General features: G+C 49.6%; 17 protein-coding genes. 1 reads left to right on the forward strand and 16 read right to left on the reverse strand.

Features of this window, described 5'->3' with window-relative positions; genetic code table 11:
• Nucleotides 1-17 precede the first annotated feature (17 nt).
• The 7 genes from plsX to BTA31_RS05400 all read right to left on the reverse strand — a co-directional run bounded on the left by plsX (nucleotide 18) and on the right by BTA31_RS05400 (nucleotide 7,553).
• Nucleotides 18-1,010: a phosphate acyltransferase PlsX gene (gene plsX, locus BTA31_RS05370; protein WP_043925941.1), complete on the reverse strand. Its 993-nt coding sequence runs from the start codon at nucleotides 1,008-1,010 to the stop codon at nucleotides 18-20.
• A 17-nt stretch (nucleotides 1,011-1,027) separates the two neighbouring features.
• The gene (gene fapR, locus BTA31_RS05375) at nucleotides 1,028-1,594 is read right to left on the reverse strand and encodes a transcription factor FapR (RefSeq protein WP_003181698.1); all 567 of its coding nucleotides are present in this window, start codon (nucleotides 1,592-1,594) and stop codon (nucleotides 1,028-1,030) included.
• A gap of 116 nt (nucleotides 1,595-1,710) precedes the next feature.
• Nucleotides 1,711-3,759 carry an ATP-dependent DNA helicase RecG gene (recG, locus tag BTA31_RS05380; RefSeq protein WP_239693142.1) on the reverse strand — a complete coding sequence of 683 codons (2,049 nt, stop codon included), beginning with the start codon at nucleotides 3,757-3,759 and terminating at the stop codon, nucleotides 1,711-1,713.
• The gene (gene sdaAA, locus BTA31_RS05385) at nucleotides 3,737-4,639 is read right to left on the reverse strand and encodes an L-serine ammonia-lyase, iron-sulfur-dependent, subunit alpha (RefSeq protein WP_076789558.1); all 903 of its coding nucleotides are present in this window, start codon (nucleotides 4,637-4,639) and stop codon (nucleotides 3,737-3,739) included. Before sdaAA ends, recG begins: the two co-directional genes overlap by 23 nt.
• A gap of 17 nt (nucleotides 4,640-4,656) precedes the next feature.
• Nucleotides 4,657-5,319: an L-serine ammonia-lyase, iron-sulfur-dependent subunit beta gene (sdaAB, locus tag BTA31_RS05390; protein ID WP_043925943.1), complete on the reverse strand. Its 663-nt coding sequence runs from the start codon at nucleotides 5,317-5,319 to the stop codon at nucleotides 4,657-4,659.
• A 180-nt stretch (nucleotides 5,320-5,499) separates the two neighbouring features.
• The gene (locus tag BTA31_RS05395; protein ID WP_076789561.1) at nucleotides 5,500-7,173 is read right to left on the reverse strand and encodes a DAK2 domain-containing protein; all 1,674 of its coding nucleotides are present in this window, start codon (nucleotides 7,171-7,173) and stop codon (nucleotides 5,500-5,502) included.
• 17 nt (nucleotides 7,174-7,190) lie between these two features.
• A complete protein-coding gene (locus BTA31_RS05400) occupies nucleotides 7,191-7,553 on the reverse strand; it encodes an Asp23/Gls24 family envelope stress response protein (RefSeq protein ID WP_003181687.1) in 363 nt (120 codons plus the stop codon).
• Nucleotides 7,554-7,839: 286 nt separating this feature from the next.
• Here BTA31_RS05400 and rpmB point away from each other — a divergent pair, with 286 nt between their 5' ends.
• Nucleotides 7,840-8,028 (forward strand): 50S ribosomal protein L28, encoded by a 189-nt coding sequence (rpmB, locus tag BTA31_RS05405; protein WP_043925945.1) that lies wholly within the window; start codon nucleotides 7,840-7,842, stop codon nucleotides 8,026-8,028.
• A 118-nt stretch (nucleotides 8,029-8,146) separates the two neighbouring features.
• Here the strand turns inward: rpmB and spoVM are convergent, their stop codons facing one another.
• The 9 genes from spoVM to fmt form a co-directional block, all read right to left on the reverse strand.
• Nucleotides 8,147-8,227, reverse strand: a complete 81-nt coding sequence (spoVM, locus tag BTA31_RS05410; protein ID WP_003221545.1) for a stage V sporulation protein SpoVM — start codon at nucleotides 8,225-8,227, stop codon at nucleotides 8,147-8,149.
• Between the two features lie 85 nt (nucleotides 8,228-8,312).
• A complete protein-coding gene (locus BTA31_RS05415) occupies nucleotides 8,313-8,957 on the reverse strand; it encodes a thiamine diphosphokinase (RefSeq protein WP_076789565.1) in 645 nt (214 codons plus the stop codon).
• Nucleotides 8,958-9,033: 76 nt separating this feature from the next.
• Nucleotides 9,034-9,690, reverse strand: coding sequence for a ribulose-phosphate 3-epimerase (gene rpe / locus BTA31_RS05420; RefSeq protein WP_076789567.1), 657 nt, complete (start codon nucleotides 9,688-9,690; stop codon nucleotides 9,034-9,036).
• Nucleotides 9,691-9,693: 3 nt separating this feature from the next.
• The gene (rsgA, locus tag BTA31_RS05425; protein ID WP_076789570.1) at nucleotides 9,694-10,578 is read right to left on the reverse strand and encodes a ribosome small subunit-dependent GTPase A; all 885 of its coding nucleotides are present in this window, start codon (nucleotides 10,576-10,578) and stop codon (nucleotides 9,694-9,696) included.
• Nucleotides 10,579-10,590: 12 nt separating this feature from the next.
• Complete coding sequence (pknB, locus tag BTA31_RS05430) at nucleotides 10,591-12,564, reverse strand: Stk1 family PASTA domain-containing Ser/Thr kinase (protein ID WP_043925948.1); 1,974 nt, start codon at nucleotides 12,562-12,564, stop codon at nucleotides 10,591-10,593.
• Nucleotides 12,558-13,322: a Stp1/IreP family PP2C-type Ser/Thr phosphatase gene (locus BTA31_RS05435; RefSeq protein ID WP_076789573.1), complete on the reverse strand. Its 765-nt coding sequence runs from the start codon at nucleotides 13,320-13,322 to the stop codon at nucleotides 12,558-12,560. Before BTA31_RS05435 ends, pknB begins: the two co-directional genes overlap by 7 nt.
• A gap of 7 nt (nucleotides 13,323-13,329) precedes the next feature.
• Complete coding sequence (gene rlmN, locus BTA31_RS05440; protein ID WP_043925950.1) at nucleotides 13,330-14,415, reverse strand: dual-specificity RNA methyltransferase RlmN; 1,086 nt, start codon at nucleotides 14,413-14,415, stop codon at nucleotides 13,330-13,332.
• On the reverse strand, nucleotides 14,415-15,761 hold the full coding sequence (rsmB, locus tag BTA31_RS05445) for a 16S rRNA (cytosine(967)-C(5))-methyltransferase RsmB (RefSeq protein WP_076789734.1): 1,347 nt from the start codon (nucleotides 15,759-15,761) through the stop codon (nucleotides 14,415-14,417). The genes rlmN and rsmB overlap by 1 nt, the downstream gene beginning before the upstream one ends.
• Nucleotides 15,751-16,701, reverse strand: a complete 951-nt coding sequence (gene fmt / locus BTA31_RS05450) for a methionyl-tRNA formyltransferase (RefSeq protein WP_076789577.1) — start codon at nucleotides 16,699-16,701, stop codon at nucleotides 15,751-15,753. The genes rsmB and fmt overlap by 11 nt, the downstream gene beginning before the upstream one ends.
• Nucleotides 16,702-16,704 lie beyond the last annotated feature (3 nt).

Consider the following 16,704-nt stretch of genomic DNA (forward strand, 5'->3'; position numbering starts at 1 on the left):
GTGTTAAAACCTCCAGACTATTCATCTGCTTTTTGTTGAATTTTTTCTTCGATAAATGCCGCGACATTTTGACTGACCATCTCTCTTGCCTGGCGGATCGCGTGATAAACGGCGCGTCCGTCAGATGATCCGTGCGCTTTGATGACGGGCGCCTTTAAGCCGAACAATCCGGCTCCGCCGTATTCAGAGTAATCCATTTTTGTTTTCATTTCTTTCAGCTTCGGCTTCAGCGCAGAAGCGGCGAGCTTCGCCGTGAAGCTCGAAGTCAGCGTCGTTCTCAGCATTTTAAAAATGGACAGCGCCGCGCCTTCTACCGTTTTCAAAGCAACGTTACCGGTAAAGCCGTCTGTCACGATGACATCAGCGACTCCGTCCAGCATATCGCGTGCTTCTACATTACCGATGAAGTTCAGATCGGTTTCCTTTAATTGTTGAAAGGTCTGCTTGGCAAGCTCATTTCCTTTTTTGTCTTCGGTTCCGACGTTTAAAAGTCCGATGCGCGGATTTTTGACGCCAAGCACCTGTTCTCCGTAAACAGATCCCATAATGGCGTATTGAACAAGATGTTCGGGCTTGGCGTCCACATTCGCTCCGACATCAAGAAGGAGAAAGCCGTCTCCGGAGACGGTCGGCAATGTCGGTGCCAACGCAGGCCTTTCAATCCCTTCAATCCGGCCGACGATAAAGAGCCCGGCCGTCATAAGCGCTCCGGTGTTTCCTGCGGAAATGCAGGCATCAGCCCTGCCTTCGGCAACTTCCCCAGCCATCAGAACCATCGATGAATTCTTCTTTCTTCTGACGGCTCTGACTGGCTCGTCGGTCGCTTCGATGACTTCTTCCGCGTGTTTGACGGTGATCCGCCCGTGTTCTGTTAAATGGGCGGCTATTTTTTCCCGGTCGCCGATCAGCGTGATCTCGAGGTCTTCAAAATCTTCGACCGCTTTCATCACGCCTTCAATAACCGCTTTGGGAGCATTGTCCCCTCCCATGGCATCTACAGCAATTTTCATGACTTACGCGCCACCTTCTATGATTGTTTTGAACGATACATGACAAATTCGCCTGAAAACACAGGCTCTTCGGCAACATAGCTGTTCACTTCAACAACTGTTCTGCCTTTATCTTTATCAAGCTTCACGACTTTCGCTTTTGCAACGACCCGTTCGCCTTGCTTGACTTGCCTGGTAAAGCGGATGTCCGCTTTGGCTGTCAATGCGAGCTCATCATCGATGAGGGCGACGGCGAGCGAGTTGGCCTGGGCAAACAAATGGTGGCCCCTGGCGATTTGATTTCGGCTGAAAACGTGCTCCCTTCTGATCTCAAGAATTGAAATCGCGTGCTCATCCAGCTCCAAGTCAATAATCTCGCCAATGACCTCGTCGAGCGGGAGAGACTTGACTTCATCTTCAAGAGATTTCTCGGCAACACTTTTGATTCTTTCTCTCAGTTCAGGTATGGAAAGTTCCAAACGGTCCAAGCGAATCGTCTGAATGCTGACGTTAAATTTCTCCGCTAACTCCTCGTCTGTAATAAACGGGGTCGTACGAATCGTCTGCTGCAGCAATTCTTGGCGTTCTCTCTTACTTTTTCTCATGTTTTTAAACACCATCCGCGCAATTATGACTAGGTACTAATAGTAGTATATAATTTCATAGATTGGAATGCAATCTTTCTTTACCCGCCCACGATAAATTTTCACGGGACTTCAGGTCAGCTCAGCTTTTCTCCGTCCATAACCCCGCTGTTTTGCAAGTGTACCCGCAGGCTTTCATATTCGGCATCCGTCCAGAACGCTTTTGAAGAGACAAGTTCTGCAGCGTCTCTTCTTGCCGTTTCCAGCGCACGGTAGTCGTGAACCATGTCGGCAACTTTAAACTCCGGCATCCCGCTCTGTTTTTTGCCGAAGAAGTCCCCGGGCCCTCTGAGTTCAAGATCCTTTTCAGAAAGCTCAAAGCCGTCCGTCGTCTCAGACATGATGCTCATGCGCTCTTTGCCCGTTTCAGATTTCGGGTCTGCCATCAGGATGCAATACGACTGGTGATCGCCCCGCCCGACCCGGCCGCGAAGCTGGTGCAGCTGGGAAAGGCCGAACCGGTCGGCATCATAGATCAGCATGACCGTCGCATTCGGAACGTTTACCCCGACTTCAACGACGGTTGTGGAAACGAGAATCTGGCATTCGTTTTTGCTGAACTGCCTCATCACCTGTTCTTTCTCGTCATTTGACAGCTTTCCGTGCATGAGACCGATTTGCCATCTTCCTCTGAAAGCATGGGTCAGCATGCTGTGCACATCGATCGCATTTTGAACGTCGAGCTTGTCCGATTCTTCAATCAAGGGACAAATCACATACGCCTGTCTGCCTTTTTTCAGTTCTTTTTCGATAAATGCGAGAATCCGTTCAAGCATGTCGTGCTTCACCCAATAAGTCTCGATCCGCTTTCGCCCAGCCGGCATTTCATCGATGACGGACACATCCATTTCCCCGAAAACCGTAATTGCCAGCGTTCTCGGAATCGGCGTCGCCGTCATAAACAAGACATCGGGATCTTTCCCTTTGCTTCTCAGTTTTTTTCTTTGCTCGACGCCGAAGCGGTGCTGTTCATCGGTGATCACGAGCCCGAGCTGTTTAAAGTGGACATCGTCCTGAATAAGGGCGTGCGTCCCCACCAAAATATCGATTTCTCCTTCTTTTAATCTTTCTAAAAGCTCTCTTCTCCTTTTCCCTTTCACAGAGCTTGTTAAAAGCGCCACATTGACATCGTGTTGTTCAAAGAGGGATACAAGCGAATCGGCGTGCTGTTCCGCCAGTATTTCGGTCGGCACCATCATCGCCCCCTGGAATCCCGAAAGCAGCGAGGCGTATAGCGCAATCGCGGCGACGGCTGTTTTGCCTGAACCGACGTCTCCCTGCAAAAGCCGATTCATTTTATACCCTGAAGCCATATCCCTTAATATGTCGTCGAGCGCTTTCGCCTGCGCGTTTGTCAAAGGAAACGGAAGGCTTTTGACAAACGAATTGACGTCTTCCAGCTGAAAGGTGTGGCTGATTCCGTCGGACGCTTCCCGCTCGAACTTCCGCAAAGCCTGCATTTTCAGCTGAAACAGTAAAAATTCCTCATATACAAAACGGCGCCGCGCATGTTTTAAAGCTTCCCTCGACTCAGGCTTGTGCATCGCCTTCACGGCCTCCTGGTAAGACAGAAGTTTATAGGCGGTCCGAAGCTTCTCCGGAAGGGGATCTTCGGCAAACGGCAAATGGCTGCGGACGGCTTCCTGAATCAATTTCCTCATCGTCTTTACGGTGATGTTTTCTTTGACGGAGTAGACGGGTTCAATCGACTGATCACCTTGGTGCGGCCCGTTTTTCAGCTCCTGCACCATTACGGATTGTCTGTGCTTGTCCCATTTTCCGGTTACCGTAACAATCGAGCCGATCGCAAGCTTTTTTTTCAAATAAGGTCTGTTAAAGCAAACCGCTGTAATCAAATAGTTTCCGACTAATAGCCGGAATGTGAGGCGGCTCCGCTTTTTCCCGTAATAGGCAAGAGAAGGCTCGCTGTGAACCTTCCCTTCCACCGTCACTCGTTCGTCGTGTGCCACTTCTTCCAAATCGCGCAATTCATAATCGTCATATCGGTACGGGAAGTAGTTTAAAAGATCGAGAACTGTATAGATTCCGAGCTCGTTTAACGTTTTTTCCGTTTCCGTCCCGACGCCTTTTATAACAGATATACTAAGTTGCAGATTGTGTTCCACGTGCAGCTGACGCTCCTCCGAATATTTTTTTCTCCAATTCTTTGCCCGTCGGTGTTGCGGCAAGACCGCCCCGGCCTGTTTCCCTTAGTGCCGTCGGCATCGTCTGGCCGATTTTGTACATCGCATCGATCACTTCATCGCATGGAATGCGGCTTGTAATGCCGGCAAGCGCCATATCAGCCGCGACCATTGCATTGGCTGCGCCCATCGCGTTCCGCTTCACACACGGCACCTCAACGAGCCCTGCGACAGGATCGCAGACTAGACCGAGTACGTTTTTTAAAGCGATGGCCATCGCTTCGGCGCATTGTTCAGGGGTTCCTCCCGCCATTTCGACGATGGCGGCAGCCGCCATGCCCGAGGCCGAGCCGACTTCAGCCTGACAGCCTCCGGCGGCTCCCGAAATGCTCGCATTGTTGGCAACGACGAATCCGAACGCTCCCGATGTAAATAAAAAGCGGACCATCTGCTCTTTCGTCGGGTGTAGTTTCTCTTTTACCGCAAAGAGCGTCCCCGGGACCACGCCGGCCGATCCGGCCGTCGGCGTTGCGCAAATCGTTCCCATCGCAGCGTTGACTTCATTTGTCGCAACCGCTTTGCTGACAGCGTCAAGGACGACGTCCCCTGACAGCCCTTTGCCTGATTTGAGATAGGCCTGAAGCTTAACGGCGTCTCCTCCCGTCAATCCGGAGTGCGACACAACGCCTTCAACGCCTTTTTGAACAGCATCTTCCATCACAGCCAAGTTAGCTTCCATCTGCTTGAATATTTCTTCCCGCGTCCGGCCTGTCACCTCGATCTCCTGCGTGATCATGATGTCAGAGATGGACACGTTCTTTTCTTTTGTCAGCTGAATTAATTCTTTCACATTTCGAAACATATCGTCTCACCCTCCTTTTAGTCAGCGATCTGGGTCACCTCAATGATGTTCGGCAGCGCTCTCAATTCATCAAAAACAGCCGGATCAATCGTTTGATCGACCTCAATCGTCATGAGCGCTTCCTGGCCGACGTCTTTGCGGGCCACTTCCATATGGCCGATGTTGATTGCGAACTTTGCAAGCACATTGGCTACGCCTGCAATCGTTCCGTAGCGGTCGTTATGGACGACTAAAATAGCGGGGTGATTACCCGATAATCGGAGTTCGAAGCCGTTCAGCTCAATGATTTCGATTTTCCCTCCGCCGATTGAGACGCCTGCGAGTTCAAGGGAGCCTTCATCATCAGAGATGAGGATGCGGGCTGTATTGGGATGCTTCGGAACCGCTTCTTCTTCCCGGAACTCAATGGCGATTCCCTTTTCTTCGGCTAGGCGGATCGAATCTTTGATTCTTTCATCAAATGTATCAAAATCCAAAAGGCCGCCGATGATCGCAACATCTGTTCCATGTCCTTTATACGTTTCGGCAAAAGAACCATAGAGCGATACAATGATTTGTTTCGGCTCCCTCCCAAACACGCTTCTGGCGACTCTGCCGATTCTGGCCGCGCCGGCCGTATGAGAACTTGACGGTCCGATCATGACGGGCCCGATAATATCAAACACACTTCTGTACTTCATCCTTATCCCCCTTTTACACACAGATTCCCCCGCTGTACGGAGGAAAAAAAGCCGTTTTTTTTTAGACTAATCGATCATGCCCCGATTGGCAAGCAGACAACGCCCGAGCGGACTGATGCTTTAAAAAAAGCCAAAAGAAGAGAAGGGCTTTTATCAACTTGCCCTTCTGCCTTTGATCCTTTATTCAACAGCCAGAATGTAGGAATACAGCGGCTGTTTTCCGTCGTGCACTTCTACTTCAACGTCTTCGTACGTCTCGCTGATGAAGGCAGCGAGTTCTTCGGCCTCTTCTTCCGGCGCGTCTTCACCTTTGATCACGGTGACGATTTCACTGTCTTCATCGATCATGCCTGCAATCAGCTTTTTCGCTGCTGTTAACTGGTCAGACGCCGTCTCAACGATTTTTCCGTTTAATATGCCCATAAAATCGCCTTTTTTAATATCGATGCCGTCAATGTTTGTGTCTCTGACCGCATAGGTGATTTGTCCGCTTTTTACCTCGCCGATCGCACCGAGCATAGCGGCTTCATTCTCGTCCGCTTCAAGGGCCGGGTTGAATGCGAGCAGTGCGGCCATCCCTTGAGGAACGGTCTTCGTCGGGATGACAATCACATGTTGTCCGGCAACATCCGCAGCCTGGTTCGCCGCCATGACAATGTTTGAATTATTCGGCAGAATCACGACCGTCTCCGCATTGGCGTCTTTGATTGCCTGAACGATGTCTTCCGTGCTCGGATTCATCGTCTGGCCGCCTTCTATGACCTTTGTGGCGCCGATGCTTTCGAAAAGCTCGGCAATCCCTTCTCCCATGGCCACTGTGACGATGCCGTACGGCTGTTTTTCTGCCGGCGCTTTTTCAGCCGGTGCAGCCGTCTCACGTTTGTTCTGACTGAGAATCGCGCTGTGCTGTTCTCTCATATTTTCGATTTTTATGTTGATTAGGCTGCCGTATTTTTGCGCATAAGTCATGACTTCCCCTGGATATTCGGCATGGATGTGCACCTTGGCGATATTTTCGTCTGAGACGACGAGCAGCGAATCACCGAAGCCGCTTAAATCCTGGCGGAACACATCTTCATTAAAGTTTCTTTTGCCGCTGTCGAGTTTCACCATAAACTCCGTGCAGTAGCCGAATTCGATGTCTTCTGTGTTCATGTGGCTTTGAGCGTTTTTATGGTGCTCCGCACTGACAAGATCATCCAATGACGGAAGGGCTGCCGCTTTTTCAGAAAGCTTTTCTCCCTTTAAAGAAGCGAGAAACCCTTCATACACGTAAAGAAGCCCTTTTCCGCCGCTGTCGACGACACCGACTTCCTTTAAAACCGGAAGCAGCTCAGGCGTCCGCTCCAATGAAGCCTCCGCTTCATTCACGACGGCTTCCATCACCTTGATGATATCGGTTTCAGTTTGAGCGGTGAGCACTGCTTTTTTTGCCGCATCTTTGGCAACCGTCAAGATCGTGCCTTCGACCGGTTTCATGACAGCCTTGTAGGCGGTGTCAACTCCGGCCTGGAACGCGGCGGCAAATTCTTTCGCGTTAATGTCCGACTTCTGTTCAATCGATTTGCCAAAGCCTCTGAACAGCTGGGATAAAATGACGCCCGAGTTTCCACGCGCTCCCATCAAAAGCCCTCTTGACAGGCTTTGTGCCACTTTGCCGATATTGGCGGTATCGATTTGCTCCACTTCTTTTGCACCGGATGTCATCGACAGATTCATGTTCGTTCCCGTATCTCCGTCCGGAACCGGAAATACGTTTAACGCATCAACTACATTTGCGTTTTGAGACAGATGGTGTGCGCCGTACAGAACCATTTCTGCAAAAGCTTTTCCATCCAGATTTCGTATAGACACTCTTGTTTTCCTCCTAACTACGGGTTCGTCACTCGTACTCCTTGAACGTAAATATTTACGGAATCTACTGCAAGACCCACTGTATGATCGAGCGTATATTTGACTTTTGTTTGAACATTATGTGCCACTTCTGAAATTTTTGTTCCGTAGCTGACAATGATGTACATGTCAATATGAATACGATCTTCTTCCTGGCGGACGATAACGCCTCTTGCAAAGTTTTCTTTTCTGAGGATTTCAGTCAGTCCGTCTTTAATTTGGTTCTTGGATGCCATACCTACGATCCCGTAGCAGTCGATCGCTGCGCCTCCTGCAACCATGGCGACCACTTCGTTTGATATATCAATCTGTCCGTATTTTGTTCGGAATTCAATGGACACGTTGGTTCCTCCTTTTCGAGTCTCGCTTTTGACCTCTGGTTATCATCATTCTACTATAAGGACCTTCTTTTTAAAAGAACAGGCAGGCTTCTCTCCAAACCTAACCCTACTTATACTACAGCGCGTTCATTTTTTCAAGATGTCAAGGAATTTTTCTTGAAAGCAGAGCAATCAATAGTTGCAAACGGTTTTTAGCTGTGGTAAATTATTAAAGTATCTGAAGCATCACAGGTGATCAACTGATAAAAAATGATGATGTTTTTTTTGATAGTTAGGAGGGAAACAAATGGCACGTAAATGCGTTATTACAGGCAGAAAAGCACGTTCTGGCAACTCTCGTTCTCACGCGATGAACGCTTCTAAACGCACATGGGGCGCTAACGTTCAAAAAGTGCGCATTCTTGTGAACGGCAAGCCTAAAAAAGTATATGTATCTGCTCGAGCTTTGAAATCTGGAAAAGTTGAGCGTGTATAAGAAAAAATAAACGCCTGCCAAGAGCGACTGTACGCTTTAGGCAGGCGTTTTTTCGTTCCTCTGCTATCCGGGGAGAGCCCTTTGACCCGCTCCGCAAAAAAAGCGCACCCGGCGCTTCTTAGTCTTTGCGAAACGAGCCAAGCATCGCCCGGACGATTCCCCCTAAAAACTTCGGTAATTTGATGGTGTAAAATTTCATTCCCTTCCCTCCTCAAAGAGTCCGCAACCGCATCCACCTTCAACATCGGATCCCAAACACAAAGCAAGCGGAAGCGCCAGGATATTTAATCAGTGCTTCTTATCATTATTAATATGCCTTCAGAAAACGAAAAAGCACCTTGTGAATGGATGAGTTCGTTACTAATACATAGTGTCGAACCGAGAGCAATATGACACTTATTTAAAGAATACTTAAATCCTTCGAGAGAAAGGTTTTTTACCGTCTCCGTAAACGGCAGGAATGAAATATACGGTTTTGTTTGATCATGCATGGCGGTGTAGGAACCTGGGGGGTGCATGCTGATCGTATTTTGGCGGTCGATCATGACGGTCTTGACGTTTTGCTTCATCGCGGTATAAAGAAGGTGCAGATTCCCGAGAAAATGGTCTGCTCTGCCTCCCGAAATGCCGAACATTCTGATGAATGAAGGCCGCTGTCCGACGGCCCAGCTTAACGCAAGGTCCAAATCCGTCTGATCTTTTTCCGCCTGATAAATATGGAGGCGGGGAGCAGCCTTTTCAATGGCTTTTTTTTGTTCTTCTGTGATGCTGTCAAAATCCCCGAATGCTTCATCAGGCACGATCCCCGCTTCCAAAAGGGTGACAGCGCCTCTGTCAACCCCGACCCAAAGCGCATCCCCGTCCTGATACTGCACCAAGTCGGGAATCAGATGATCAGGGCCTCCCGCTACAATATTGATCGTTTTCATCGCATTGTCCTTTCTGTGAACGCCCTAAAAAAAAGAGCGCAGCTGCAGAAAGCCGGCTCTCTTTCATCGGGACACCTTACCCAAGCGCACCTTTTATATCGGAAATGGCTTTTTTGCGGTCTTTTTCGTTATAAACGGCAGATCCCGCAACAAGCAGGTTCGCTCCCGCTTCGATACACTGTCTTGCCGTATTTTTGTTGACGCCACCGTCCACTTCAATCAGCAGGTCGGCGAGTCCTTTTTGCTCAGCCATCTCCTTGACCTGCCTGATTTTCGGCAGGACTGAGGAAATAAACGACTGTCCGCCGAAGCCCGGATTCACTGTCATCAATAAGACGAGATCAAGGTCTTCAAACACATGCTCGATCTGCTGCACAGGGGTATGCGGATTCAAGACGACACCCGCTTTGACTCCCTGCTCTTTGATGAGCTGGATCGTCCTGTGAAGGTGCGGGCACGCTTCAACATGGACGGACAAAATATCGGCGCCCGCTTTTGCAAAAGCAGGTATATAGCGGTCAGGCGCTTCGATCATTAAATGAACGTCGAGCGGAAGTTCAGTGATCGGGCGGACGGCTTCCACTACAAGCGGCCCGATGGTCAGGTTGGGAACGAAATGGCCGTCCATCACATCGATGTGGATGAAATCGGCGCCGCCTTGTTCAACATCTCGAATTTCCTCCCCTAGACGGGCAAAATCAGCTGAAAGAATCGAAGGAGCAACATATACCATATCTTAATACCTCGGCTTTCTATCTTTGATCTCTGTTAAAAATTCAACATAATGGTCGTAGCGATACTGGGCGATTTCACCGTTTTCCACGGCGCGTTTGACCGCGCAATTCGGCTCTTTCAGATGCAGGCACCCGCGGAACTTGCATTCGGTGCTTTTTTCACCGATTTCCAAAAATGCAGACCCTAAATCTTCAGCTTCAATACCGGCAAACTCAAGCGAGCTGAAGCCCGGGGTGTCCGCGACGAGCCCGCCGTTTATATCGATCAGCTCCACATGGCGCGTCGTATGTTTTCCCCTTCCCAAATGGGCGGAAATACCGGCGGTTTTCAGTTCAAGGTCAGGGCTGATCGCATTTAAAAGCGAAGACTTGCCCACGCCGGACTGGCCGGCGAATACGGTGATTTTATCTTGAAAATGGGGGATGATGTCTTCGATGCCGCTTCCGTTTTCCATCGATGTTAAATAGACGCTGTACCCGATGTTCCGGTAGTCTTCGGCATATTGATGAATCCGCTCTTTCAGCGAATCATCATCCACGAGATCCATTTTCGTAATGCATATGATCGGCCAAATATCCGCCGCTTCAACAAGCACTAAAAAACGATCCAATAGCGACGTGCTGAATGTCGGCTCCTTTGCCGAAAACACGAGAACCGCCTGATCCACGTTGCTGATCGGAGGTCTGACCAATTCATTGAATCTGTCTTTAATCTCGAGAATGTAGCCTTCCTTATCGTTATCGGCCTGGTAGACGACATCGTCGCCGACGAGAGGGGTTACTTTATTTTTTCTGAAGACCCCTCTTCCCCTGCACTGAATGATCTGATCGCCATCCAATACATAGTAAAATCCGCTTAATGCTTTAATGATTTTGCCCTCAGGCATATCGCACCTCCCTTATTCATCCTCAGGATATTCAATCGTTTTTGACCTGACCACTTTATCGTTGATCGTTACTTGATAATACCCTTTTTGGCCGGGCGCAATCCTGAATTTGATCGTCCGCTCTGCCGGCGCCGTGATTTTGAAATTTTCGTAGACGTCGGAAATGCTGTGTTCTTCATCATCGATCGAAATTTGGACGTTTTGTTCTTCGCCCTCCGCTCCCGGTTCATAAGGGATATCAATTTTCTCGGTCACCGTTTTGACGGGTTTTTTTTCGGGTCCGAGTGAAAACGTGACCTCGACTTTGTCTCCCGGCTTGACGGATGCCCCCGCCTCCGGTTTTTGTTTGATGACCTGACCTTCCGGCACGTCTTCAGAATGCGCCTCCTTTTCGATAAGGACAAGCTGATGGTCGTCCAAATAGCCAGAAGCCGCCTGTTTGCTGTATGTTTTTAAATCCCTCAAAGTAATGGCTTCCGGACCGAGGCTGACCGTTAATTTGACCTCATCGTCGGCGGCAACGATTTCGGTTCCGGCTGCAGGGTCCTGTTCGATGATGGTGCCAGCTTCTTCTTCATCGTGCACTTCTTCTGTCTTGATGTTTTTAAAGCCTTTTTGCTCGAGAATCTTTTTGGCGGCGTCGACTTTCTGGCCGACCACATCATCGACTTCTGTTTTCTCTTTGCCTGAGCTTTTATAAAGCTTGACAGTTGAACCTTCCTTTACGTTATCGCCGGCTGCAGGGTCCGTCTTCACGATCAGCCCTTCTTCAATTTTATCGTCGGCAATGTCTTCAGCATTCGGATCCACTTCAAATCCTTCGTCTTCAAGCTTGATGACGGCTTCTTCATACTCAAGGCCGGCAACATCGGGAACGGCAACGTCTTTTGGAATAAAGAGCGACGGAAACACCGTTAAAGCCAGGACGGCTGACACAGCCAGAACGAAAAACACTGTCAGCAATATAAGCGGCCATTTCTTTCTTTTTTTCTTCTTGTTTGCTTTTGCCTGCTTCTTCTTTTCTTTTTTTGATAATGGAGCCGCTTCCTCTTCTCCGTCGCCGGATTGCGGGCTGCTCTTGTCCTCCGGCAAGTTCTTAATGATCGGAACAGCTTTCGTCATCTCATCATCGGATTCAATCGTGAATCGCTTTTCGTTGAGCCTGTCCGGATCAAAAGCCGTTTTCAAATCGTTTTCCATCTCTTCGGCCGCTTCATAGCGGTGGAATGGATCTTTTGCCATCGCTTTCAGGACGACGTTTTCTATGCTTTGCGGCACAGCCGGATTCCACCTTTTTACCGACGGCGTTTCCGATTGCAGATGCTTCAGCGCGATGCTGACCGCCGATTCTCCTTCAAACGGCATACGCGCCGTCAGCAGCTCGAAAAGCACGATGCCGAGCGAGTAGATATCGGATTTTTTCGTCGATAATCCGCCTCTCGCCTGTTCGGGCGACAAATAATGGACAGAGCCCAAAACCGAGTTGGTGTGCGTGATGGTCGTCGAGCTGAGCGCCATGGCGATGCCGAAATCAGTCACTTTAATGTGGCCCATATGGTCGATCAAAATGTTGTGAGGCTTAATATCCCGGTGGACAATCTGGTTATCATGGGCATGTGCGATGGCGGAGACGATCTGCTCCATGATCTGGACCGCTTCTTTCGGATGAATCGGGCCTGTGCGGTTTATGTATTCTTTCAAGGTCATCCCCTCGACGTACTCCATCACGATATAATAGATGTCATCTTCTTCTCCGACATCATAAATGCTGACGATATTCGGGTGGTCGAGGCTTGCGGCGGACTGCGCTTCCCTTCTAAACCGCCTGATGAAATCGGCATCGTGAACGAAGTCAAACCGCAGCACTTTAATCGCAACTTCACGGTCGAGGATGATGTCCAGCGCTAAATAAACGTTCGCCATCCCCCCGCCGCCGATGGCGCGCAGGATTTCGTAACGTCCGCTGATCCGTCTGCCGATTAACACTTGTCTTCACCTTCTTCAATTTGAGAAGGAAGTTCCAATAGCGCGACGGTGATATTGTCTTCGCCGCCGTTGTCATTGGCTAGCTGAACGAGCTGATCCGCTTTTTCCTCCGCAGAGGAAAGAGCCGTGAGCATATCCTTCAGTGTCTCATCATACACTTTATTCGTCAGCCCGTCAGAGCATAATAGAACTTGATCACCCGGTTCGATTTCAAATGTGTGCGCTTCAACCTTCACTTCCGGATCTGTGCCGAGCGCTTTTGTCAGCACGTTTTTCCGCGGATGGTGTTCGGCATCCTCCTTCGAAATCCCCCCAGTCCGCACGAGTTCATTGACAAGCGAGTGATCTTCCGTCAGCTGTATGAAATTGTCGCCTTGCAGGAGATAGCAGCGGCTGTCTCCGATATGGGCGACCGTCAGCGTTTTTCCCGTGTATAAAGCGCAGACGACCGTTGTCCCCATTCCCTGGCACTCTTCATGCGCCCTCGAATGGTCGAAAAGTTTTTGGTTGACGGCTGAAATCTGCTCTTTCAGCCACGCTTCGCTTTCAGCCGGCGAAGCCGGGACTTCTTCGGTTTCCTCCCAGATATCCCGAAGGGCTGAGACGGCCATCCTGCTGGCGACATCGCCGGCCAGATGACCTCCCATTCCATCGCAGACAACAGCTAATACCAGTCCGTTTTTTTCAGTAAAAATGCCGGCATCGTCTTCATTGTGCTGGCGTATTTTTCCCCTGTCCGTTTTTAAGGCTGTTTTCAACCTTGATTCACCTCGTCTCTTCCTGGCGCTCCTTTGCACGAAGCTGTCCGCAGGCAGCGTCAATATCATGGCCTTGCTCTCTTCTGATCGTGACATTTACTCCATGAGACTTTAATGTTTTTTCAAAGGCGAAAATCTGTTCTTTCGGTGTTCTGACATAGTCTCGTTCAGGTACATAGTTGACCGGAATCAAGTTGACGTGGCATTTGATTCCTTTTAGCAATTCAGCCAGCTCTTCCGCGTGTTCAACCTGATCGTTGACACCGCCGAAAAGCCCGTATTCAAACGTAACCCTTCTGCCGGTTTTCTTAATGTAGTAATCGATAGCTTTCATCAGATCCGGCAGCTTGTAGGCTCTGTTGATCGGCATCAGCCGGCTTCTGATCTCAGTGTTCGGCGCGTGCAGTGAAATCGCAAAGTTGATCTGCAGCTTTTCGTCTGCAAAATCATAGATTTTCGGAATGATCCCGCTCGTTGATACGGTGATATGGCGCGCCCCGATATTCAGCCCTTTATCATGGTTGACGATTTTCAGGAACGCAAGCATTTCCTGAAAATTATCGAACGGCTCGCCGATTCCCATAATGACGATTGAGCTGACGCGTTCATCTGTTTCATCAAGCGCCTGCTGCACTTTGACAACCTGGGCGACGATCTCTCCGGCTTCCAGGTTTCGCTTTAAGCCGCCGAGGGTCGACGCGCAGAACGTACAGCCGATCCGGCAGCCCACCTGTGTCGTTACACAAACAGAATTGCCATATTCGTGCCGCATTAATACGGTTTCGATCGTGTAGCCGTCATGAAGCTCGAATAAAAACTTCATCGTTCCATCTTGTGAAGTCTGCTTAACGGCCGTTTTCAGCGTCGTTAATACGAAATGCTCGTTCAGCTTTGTCCGCAGCTCTTTTGAAAGGTTTGTCATCTTTTCAAATGACGTGACTCTCTTTTCGTAAAGCCATTCGAATATTTGCGCGGCGCGGAAAGGCTTTTCGCCGTTTTCCGAAAGCCAGCTTTTCAGTTCTTCTATTTCAAAAGAATAGATGGACGGTCTTTCTGTCCGCAATTCTTTTCTCACTTTTTGTTTCGATTCCATTATTGTGATCCCTTCTTTCTCATGCTGCAAATAAAGAAGCCGTCCGTTCCAAAGTAGTGGGGAAGGATTTGAATGCTTCCATCCTTGACATACGGCGCCGTTTTTTCGGGCAGCCGCTCGGCGAGGGTGGGGTCCGCTTCAAATTCGTCGTGTTCTTCCAAAAAAGCATGCATGACTTGTTCATTTTCGGTCGGGTCCATTGTGCATGTGCTGTAGACCAATGTCCCGCCTGTTTTCAATAAAGGTGCGATTTCGTTTAAAATCGCAAGCTGAATCCCGGCGAGACGCGCGCTGTCTTCGGGCGTTTTGCTGTATTTGAGATCCGGTTTTCTGCGGATGACACCGAAGCCCGAACACGGTGCATCGACAAGAATCCGGTCAAACTGCTCCGGCTCGAAGGCTTCGCCGGCTTTTCTGGCATCCAGCGCCCTTGCTTCAATGTTGGAAAGTCCGATCCGGCCTGCCGCTTCTTTGATCAGCTTTACTTTATGATGATGAAGATCTAGGGAAACGACCTTTCCCGTATCTTCGAGCAGTTCGCCGATATGAGTGGATTTTCCTCCCGGAGCTGCGCATGCGTCCAGCACCGTTTCTCCCCGTTCAGGACCGAGGGCTCTCGCTACCAGCATTGAGCTTTCATCTTGTATGGTGACTTCGCCTTCTTTGAAAAAAGGAGTGGACGCAATCGTTCCTTTTAGCAGTTTGACAGCGTCTTGGGACAAGTCGCCTTCTTCCGCCTCAATCCCCGCTTCATTCAGGCGGGAAAGAAGCGTATCCCGGTCGTGTTTCAGCCTGTTGACGCGGATCGTCTGCTTCGGCGGGATCATATGAATCCGGCAGATTTGTTCTGCCGCTTCGAACCCGTAGGCATTCGTCCATTCTCTGACAAGCCATTCCGGATGGCTTGTCTCAACCGCAAGGCGTTCAATCGGGTCGGCAATGTCGGCAAAAGAAGGCACGCCTTCCCTCTGAACGGAGCGCAGAACACCGTTAACAAATGAAGAAATTCCTTTATGCCCGCGTTTTTTAGCAATTTCAACAGCTTCAAAAAGAGCGGCCCGGTCAGGGATTTTCTCCAGGTATTCCATCTGGTACAGCGACATTCTCAACAGATGAATGACCCAGTCTTTCACTTTTTCCGGCTTTTTAATAAACGGCTTCAGCATATAATCAAGCGCCAGCTTGTTCTGAAGGGTGCCGTAAACGAGTTCTGTCAAAAGGCCTCTGTCTTTGTCGCTTAAATCGTTCGCTTTCATGACAGACTGAAGCAAAAGATTGCTGTATGCCTGATTCTGGTCAAGCTTAATCAGTGCATCAAGCGCGACTTCTCTCACATTATTTTTCATCGTCATGCCCCAATTTCATTCCGGCTTGAAGACCCGCTCCCCTGACAAAATCTCCAGCCTTCATTCTTTTTTTGCCGGCAGGCTGCACTTCCGTTAATTTTAACGCGGTGTCATTTCCGGTAGAAACAACAACGCCGTCTTTATCAACGCTAATGATCTCTCCCGGTTCTGCCTGTTTTAAGGTTTCGCATTTTTTCGCAGTCCATACTTTCAGCGTCTGGCCGCTTAAAACCGTATATGCGACAGGCCATGGATTCAAGCCCCTGACTTGGTTGTACAGGACTTCGCCGGGCTTCGACCAGTCGATTAGTTCTTGTTCGCGCTTAATGTTTGGCGCGTATGTCGCTTCCCGTTCATCCTGTTTTTCCGGGGTTACCGAACCGTCAATGACTTTCGGAACCGTTTCGGAAAGAAGCGCAGCTCCGGCCTTGCTCAGCTTGTCGTGGAGCGTGCCGACATTATCGGTTTCTTCGATGTCAACTTCAACTTTGGCGAGCATATCGCCTGCATCCAATTTTTCGACCATGTACATGATTGTCACGCCCGTTTTCTCTTTGCCTTCCAGAATGGCGTAATGGATCGGGGCTCCTCCGCGCAGCTCCGGCAGAAGAGAGGCATGGACGTTGATACAGCCGTATTTCGGATAATCGAGGAGCTTTTTCGGCAGGATCTGTCCGAATGCCGCCGTTACAATTAGATCGGGTTCAAGCGCCAAAATCTTGTCCGTTTCCGCTTCTTCCCTCACTTTCTCAGGCTGGAGCACGGGAATGCCGCGACGCAGCGCTTCCTCCTTGACAGGCGGCGGGGTCATCACCTTTTTTCTGCCTTTCGGGCGGTCAGGCTGAGTGACGACACCCACCACCTCATAGCCGTCATCAATCAATGTGCTGAGCACCGGGACGGAAAAATCCGGCGTTCCCATAAAAACGATCCTTGTCATCCA

It is taken from the genome of Bacillus haynesii, assembly GCF_001969855.1.
Lineage (GTDB): Bacteria > Bacillota > Bacilli > Bacillales > Bacillaceae > Bacillus > Bacillus haynesii.